The 5114-nt window shown below is 57.7% G+C and carries 7 protein-coding genes and 4 pseudogenes; 2 read left to right on the plus strand and 9 right to left on the minus strand.

Going from position 1 to position 5114, the window contains the following annotated elements; all coding sequences use genetic code 11:
* Nucleotides 1-548, minus strand: a pseudogene (locus ACTHNR_RS13800) (RHS repeat-associated core domain-containing protein); the annotation flags it as partial.
* A gap of 47 nt (nt 549-595) precedes the next feature.
* Between ACTHNR_RS13800 and ACTHNR_RS13805 the strand changes: the two are divergent.
* Together ACTHNR_RS13805 and ACTHNR_RS13810 are read left to right on the plus strand one after the other, a co-directional pair.
* Nucleotides 596-796: a hypothetical protein gene (locus tag ACTHNR_RS13805; RefSeq protein WP_440548228.1), complete on the plus strand. Its 201-nt coding sequence runs from the start codon at nt 596-598 to the stop codon at nt 794-796.
* Nucleotides 797-885: 89 nt separating this feature from the next.
* Nucleotides 886-1119, plus strand: a complete 234-nt coding sequence (locus tag ACTHNR_RS13810) for a hypothetical protein (protein ID WP_440548229.1) — start codon at nt 886-888, stop codon at nt 1117-1119.
* Between the two features lie 57 nt (nt 1120-1176).
* Here ACTHNR_RS13810 and ACTHNR_RS13815 read toward each other — a convergent pair whose 3' ends face one another.
* From ACTHNR_RS13815 to ACTHNR_RS13850, 8 genes and pseudogenes are all read right to left on the minus strand, one after another.
* Nucleotides 1177-1530, minus strand: coding sequence for a DUF7716 domain-containing protein (locus tag ACTHNR_RS13815; protein WP_440548230.1), 354 nt, complete (start codon nt 1528-1530; stop codon nt 1177-1179).
* Nucleotides 1527-2111 (minus strand): annotated as a pseudogene (locus ACTHNR_RS13820) (RHS repeat-associated core domain-containing protein); the annotation flags it as partial. The gene ACTHNR_RS13815 and the pseudogene ACTHNR_RS13820, both read right to left, overlap by 4 nt.
* 11 nt (nt 2112-2122) lie before the next feature.
* A complete protein-coding gene (locus tag ACTHNR_RS13825) occupies nt 2123-2467 on the minus strand; it encodes a DUF7668 domain-containing protein (protein ID WP_440548231.1) in 345 nt (114 codons plus the stop codon).
* Nucleotides 2468-2469: 2 nt separating this feature from the next.
* Nucleotides 2470-3042: pseudogene (locus ACTHNR_RS13830) on the minus strand (RHS repeat-associated core domain-containing protein); the annotation flags it as partial.
* A gap of 27 nt (nt 3043-3069) precedes the next feature.
* On the minus strand, nt 3070-3408 hold the full coding sequence (locus ACTHNR_RS13835) for an immunity protein Imm33 domain-containing protein (protein WP_440548232.1): 339 nt from the start codon (nt 3406-3408) through the stop codon (nt 3070-3072).
* Between the two features lies 1 nt (nt 3409).
* A pseudogene (locus ACTHNR_RS13840) lies at nt 3410-3952 on the minus strand (RHS repeat-associated core domain-containing protein); the annotation flags it as partial.
* Between the two features lie 151 nt (nt 3953-4103).
* Nucleotides 4104-4475 carry a hypothetical protein gene (locus tag ACTHNR_RS13845; protein ID WP_440548233.1) on the minus strand — a complete coding sequence of 124 codons (372 nt, stop codon included), beginning with the start codon at nt 4473-4475 and terminating at the stop codon, nt 4104-4106.
* Nucleotides 4472-5114 (minus strand): RHS repeat-associated core domain-containing protein (locus ACTHNR_RS13850; RefSeq protein ID WP_440548234.1); only part of this gene is annotated, 643 nt, incomplete at its 5' end. The genes ACTHNR_RS13845 and ACTHNR_RS13850, both read right to left, overlap by 4 nt.

The raw sequence follows: 5114 nt of genomic DNA on the forward strand, positions 1-5114 counted from the left end.
TCATACGAGAAGTGCATCCCCGCATACTGCTTGAGCAGATTGCCGAGGATTTTGGGCACTTCTTGCGGCAGCGTGCTTTCTTCTCTGGGCTTGAACACCGCCGGCGTCATGCGCGGCGTGCGATTTGACGCATCGCTCGCCACATCGACGATATTGCTCGCCGGATCGAAGGCAAACCGCTCGCGGCTCCACGGGCTCGCCGCTTCGATGAGTCTGCCTACCGGGTCATAGCGGTAATCGATATACCCCCGGTTACTGTCCTCGATCTGCGTGAGTTGCCCCGCCGCATCGTAGCGGTAGCGCCGATCGACGATCGGCATCGGCGCCTTTTCTCGCTGTAGCGCCGTTTGAATCACACGGCCAGCCGGATCGTAGACGGTCTTGTGCCCGAGGTGAGCGCCCAGTGTCCGCTTAGTTTCGCGGTGCAGCGCGTCGCGCTCGAAGTGGATGCGCTCCTCACCGTCGAGCAACATCCCATGCACGTGGCCCGAGCCGTAGGTGAGCCAGTCGATCGCGTGTCCGTCGGGGCGGATCGTTTTGATCCGATTGCTCGGCAAACGCTCGCCCGCTACGAAGGGGGCGCTCTCGGCTGCCGATGTCGATGCTGCCGGCGCTGTCGCAGCTGTTCACGCTCTCGTTTGACAAGTTGATGGGGCAAACCGTCAACGGCCGAGGCCGCAAGCGCGGGCCAATGTCGCGCTTGCAACAGCACATCGCCGAGATTGAGTGGCTACCGAAGACCAAGCAGCAGTTCGTCTCGCAAATGCTCGATACCATGCTGGCCCGGGGCAGATAGAGAAGGGCCGCGTAAACGAAGCGCGGGCCGTGCGTGCGACCAACCCTCACGGCCCCCTGGCCACAACCAACTCAGCAAAGGAGTTGTTCATGGCTGGGGCCAATCATAAAACACGTCCAGCGGCGGGCGAAGAGCCGATCGCTTTCGAAGTGCCGCTACAAAGCTCGTCCGAGCTTCCAAGCGGCTCGAACAAGCCGTTCATCCCTTGGATGCAGGTCACCGACGCGCTGCTCAGTCACCTCGGCTTTATGCCCGGCGAGCGCGTCTACTTTTCCGTCGACTACGTCAAACGGCACATCTTCATCCGGCAAGCGTTCGACTGATCGCCGGCAACACTGCCGCTTGAATGACAGAGGGCCGCGCTAGCGGCCCTCTGTTTGCTAACTAAGATCCAAGAAGCTATCGTGCTGCGCGTAGTAGTTGAGGCAACGCATCACGTCATCCGCCGATGCGGTCGGCCTTTGCTTATAGGCGACATCGACAACATCTTCGAAGTGTTCCTGCATATAGCCACGCTCAAGTCCCAGCGCAATTACTGACTCTGGAAACACCTCGTTGTCGTCATCATCGAACGCAGGAACATCGCCGACGTACACGTCCATGCCGGGCGTCAAATCATCCGTGTCCTTGGGGATGTAAATCATATAGATCGCATCTCGCCCCTTCTTTTCCTTAACCAGTCGAATCAGATCCTCGATCTTGTAAAACCTATTCGTCACGAAGTCGCTGTTCATAATGGGCATCCTGTAGCTGCGTCTAGCTTCCCTTTTCGACCGGGGGCACCACCGCCCCACTTATCCCGGCCACCTGTGCCATCCGGATGGTAAATGCCGAAATTGTCCCCATGATCGTTGCGATCCACAAGATTCAATCGCCCGGAGTCATCGTTGTGGTGCCACGTCATCCCCGGTGGACTGCGTCCCAGGTCTGGCGGGTTCTTGGACCAATCAAGCAGCGCTGGATTCCGCGAAAGAATGTCTTTCCGGAAAGCCGCGTCTGTGTTCATCCTCTCGATCAGTGACTTGTTAGCTATGCGGAACTGCACGCCGTCGCTAGCAAACAGCTTGTCGTCTGGAAGGTCGACATCGTGGAATGAATGGAATTTACCTCGGCAGCCCTGCCGCTTGCGAAGCCCCAGCGGATCGACCCACTGCGTGGGACTAGGAGCATAAGCATAAGCGTTGGCTCCGCCCAGCACGCCTATCGGATCTTGACTTACGAAGCGACCGGTCGTTGCATCGTAGTAGCGGTGGCGATTTAGCGTGAGCCCCGTTTCTTCATCAACCTGCTGCCCCTGAAACCGAACTACCGAGCGCCGCTTCCCCCTTAGAGAACCCGCAGGTCGTACAGCGACGGATGGATTGCACCTGAGGGCAGTTGCTCGACGTAGATCTGCGCGGTCAAATCACTGCGGCCGTTGGTCGTCCAAAGGTCAAAATCGACTCGCTGCCTGTTTGGGTCGGCAGTCTCATATAAGTCGAGGTCTGCGAATGCGTCCTCTGGTGGTTCTGTGAGCACCTCTCGTCCGCGTAAATATCGTTGTAGCGCAGCAGCATACTCCTCCTTTGTGCTTGGGCCGAGCATATTTGCTTGCTGCAAGGCGGCGAAATCGCCTGCAACGAGCAAGGAGATTAGCTTTCTTACCGCTTCTCGAATGGAATCCGTGTCCATTTTTATCGCCTGTTTCCTGGAATTCGAAGTGGAGTGCTTGGGCCGACACCGAGTCCCGCGAAGTGCTCGTCCGCGCGCATGATGTGGCACCGCGCTTCTTCGGCAGATAGCCCTGATCGGCGTAGAGCCTTGTATCCGATACGCCGCTCCGCTGCGTATGTACCACCACCAGCCTGTTCTTGCACGCGGGTCGCGATGTAATGCTCAGAACCTACGGACGTCGATGGACCGCGGAGTTGCACAGCCGGTGCCTGCGAACGTGAATAGTCAGTTACAACTCTAACGGCAGCGTTCTGGATGATGTGGTGGGAGTCGGGGTCGACGTCTTTATATGCACCGTACCCCCTTCCAGATTTCTCGAGAATCTTCTTGCAATCCTCCGGGCACAACCGGCATTTGGCGAGTCCTAACGGGTCGATCCATTGGGTCGGGTTGGGCGCATACTGATACAGGTTGAAACCGCCAGCAAGACGTATCGGGTCGTGACTAACGAAACGGCCCGTCGTGGTGTCATAGTACCGATGCCGGTTGTAGTGCAGCCCCGTTTCTTCATCGTGCTGTTGCCCCTGAAACCGGCCGCTCGACGCTTACGCAGACGGTTCCTATTGCACGAGCCACACGTCCTCGAATCCCTGATCGTCGATGATGAACTTCGCGCCGGTAGGCAATCTCAGGTACTTGATCACTGACGGAAGTATCTCGTTGAGATGCTCGACATGCACAGGTTGATAGAAATCGGGTGCGTCAGAATATTCACCGCAATGGAAGAACCAACTGACGTTGCCGCCCGCTGGCAAAGCAATTCGAGACCCGTAAACGGGCATCCTTCCTAGCGTGGCCATAGCAACACCGACCATGTCTTCAGGCTCGGCCTCCGGAAGGCCATATTTCTTGCAGATGGCCTGCTGTTGCAGCAGTGTGGCGCGATCTTTTTCGAACATTTCAAAGTCCTAGCTTGCACTTCATGCTTTTGGAAAACGCAGACGCCATCCCCCCTTGTCGCTGAGAGCATTTCGGGCAATGCGACTGCACTGCCGCAAGACTCGATTGGATCGCTACGTTGTTGCTTCCTGAGCGATAGTACTCCACCACAAGGGCGTCCTTGTGATCGGCGACCATCTTGGGGGACACCGTGCCGCAGACCACGCAGGGCATGCCCTGCACTGACGCCGTCTGACTGGCTGTCGGTCCACACGCGGCATCTCGCCGATAAGCAGCGTTGATGTTTTGTTTGGGCTGAAACTGTTGACTGTCGGGTATTCCGAGATCGTTGAGTTGAACAGAGTTGCCAGATCCATCGGTCGTCGTGGCGAGGCCGAGCGGGTCGATCCATTGGACCGGGTTTGGTGCGTACTGGTGCAGGTTGGAGCCTCCCGCCAGGCCGATGGGGTCTGTCGATATGAACCGGCCCACCGCGGGATCGTAATAACGGTTCCTCGTGTACGCGAGTCCGGTTTCCTCATCCTCCTGCTGCCCCTGAAACCGCGTTCGCTGCCAACCCCGCCGCGGTCGCGCATCGCAGATGCACCGATCGCCGCGCGTATGTATCCAGCAAGGCGCTCGCTGTTCAAGCTATCAGAACGTCGCCAGCCGAAGAACGATCTCTGACTATGTTCTTTGTCGGCGAGGCAGCTTTCTACGAACCGATGTACTTGTATTTCAGCTCCAGGTTATCGCTTGCCCCCCTCAATTCGACGTGCAAAATGGGCTCCGCGGCCTTCCCGTCCACCCAGAGTACGCACTCCGCCCCCCACGATTGACCGTCGTCCATTTCGAACAGATCAATGTATGGCCTCGCCCCTCTCTTGCCGGAAAAGGCCACTTCGATCGGCGCAAGGCTGATGTCGGGCTTTCTGCCGAAGTAATCATCGAGGGACTCGCATATCTCGTCGAGAATCGGCTCGGTGACCCCGAACCTCGACTCCAGTGTCCTTTTGTCCATTGTATTAAGCGCGTTAAGGAATTCGGAGATCGCCTTATACGCTGGATCATTCAGTGATGTGTTCATCTCAGCCTCATACGTTTCGATGGCGTGGTCGTGCCAGAACCGGCATTTGAACCGATGCTGGAGAAATAGCCTCTTGCGCGTAGGACAGCGCACTTGGCTGCCTTGGAACTAAGTCCGGCAGCCTTCAACGAGTTGAAGGCTACTACGGTTTCGCTACCTAATGTGCCAGCGGGAGACGCGTTGTCCTGAGTCCGATTCGCACGGTAGTGGGGCGTTCCGCGAGTAGTGCCGTCGGCATTCCGGCCCTGTAGGCTGATCGCCGGGGCGTCGTTGTAGTTGTAGTTCGGTAGACCGTTGACCGCAGCGTCTTGGTAAATGTGGTGCGAATCTTGCAGCCCCCCGATCTTCTTCAGATCTCCGTGCCTGCCGGTCACGACCCCTTCGTCGGCGAGGACTTTTTCGCAGTCGTCCGTGCAGGGACACTTCGCGAGCCCGAGCGGATCAATCCATTGCGTGGGGTTGGGCGCGTATTGATACAGGTTGAAACCGCCAGCAAGACGTATCGGGTCGTGACTAATGAAACGGCCCGTCGTAGTGTCATAGTATCGATGCCGGTTGTAGTGCAGCCCGGATTCTTCGTCAACCTGCTGCCCCTGAAACCTCAACAAATTCCTCGGCGCAACACCCGCCGCCTGCGAC

It is taken from the genome of Trinickia sp., assembly GCF_051954495.1.
Classification (GTDB): domain Bacteria; phylum Pseudomonadota; class Gammaproteobacteria; order Burkholderiales; family Burkholderiaceae; genus Trinickia.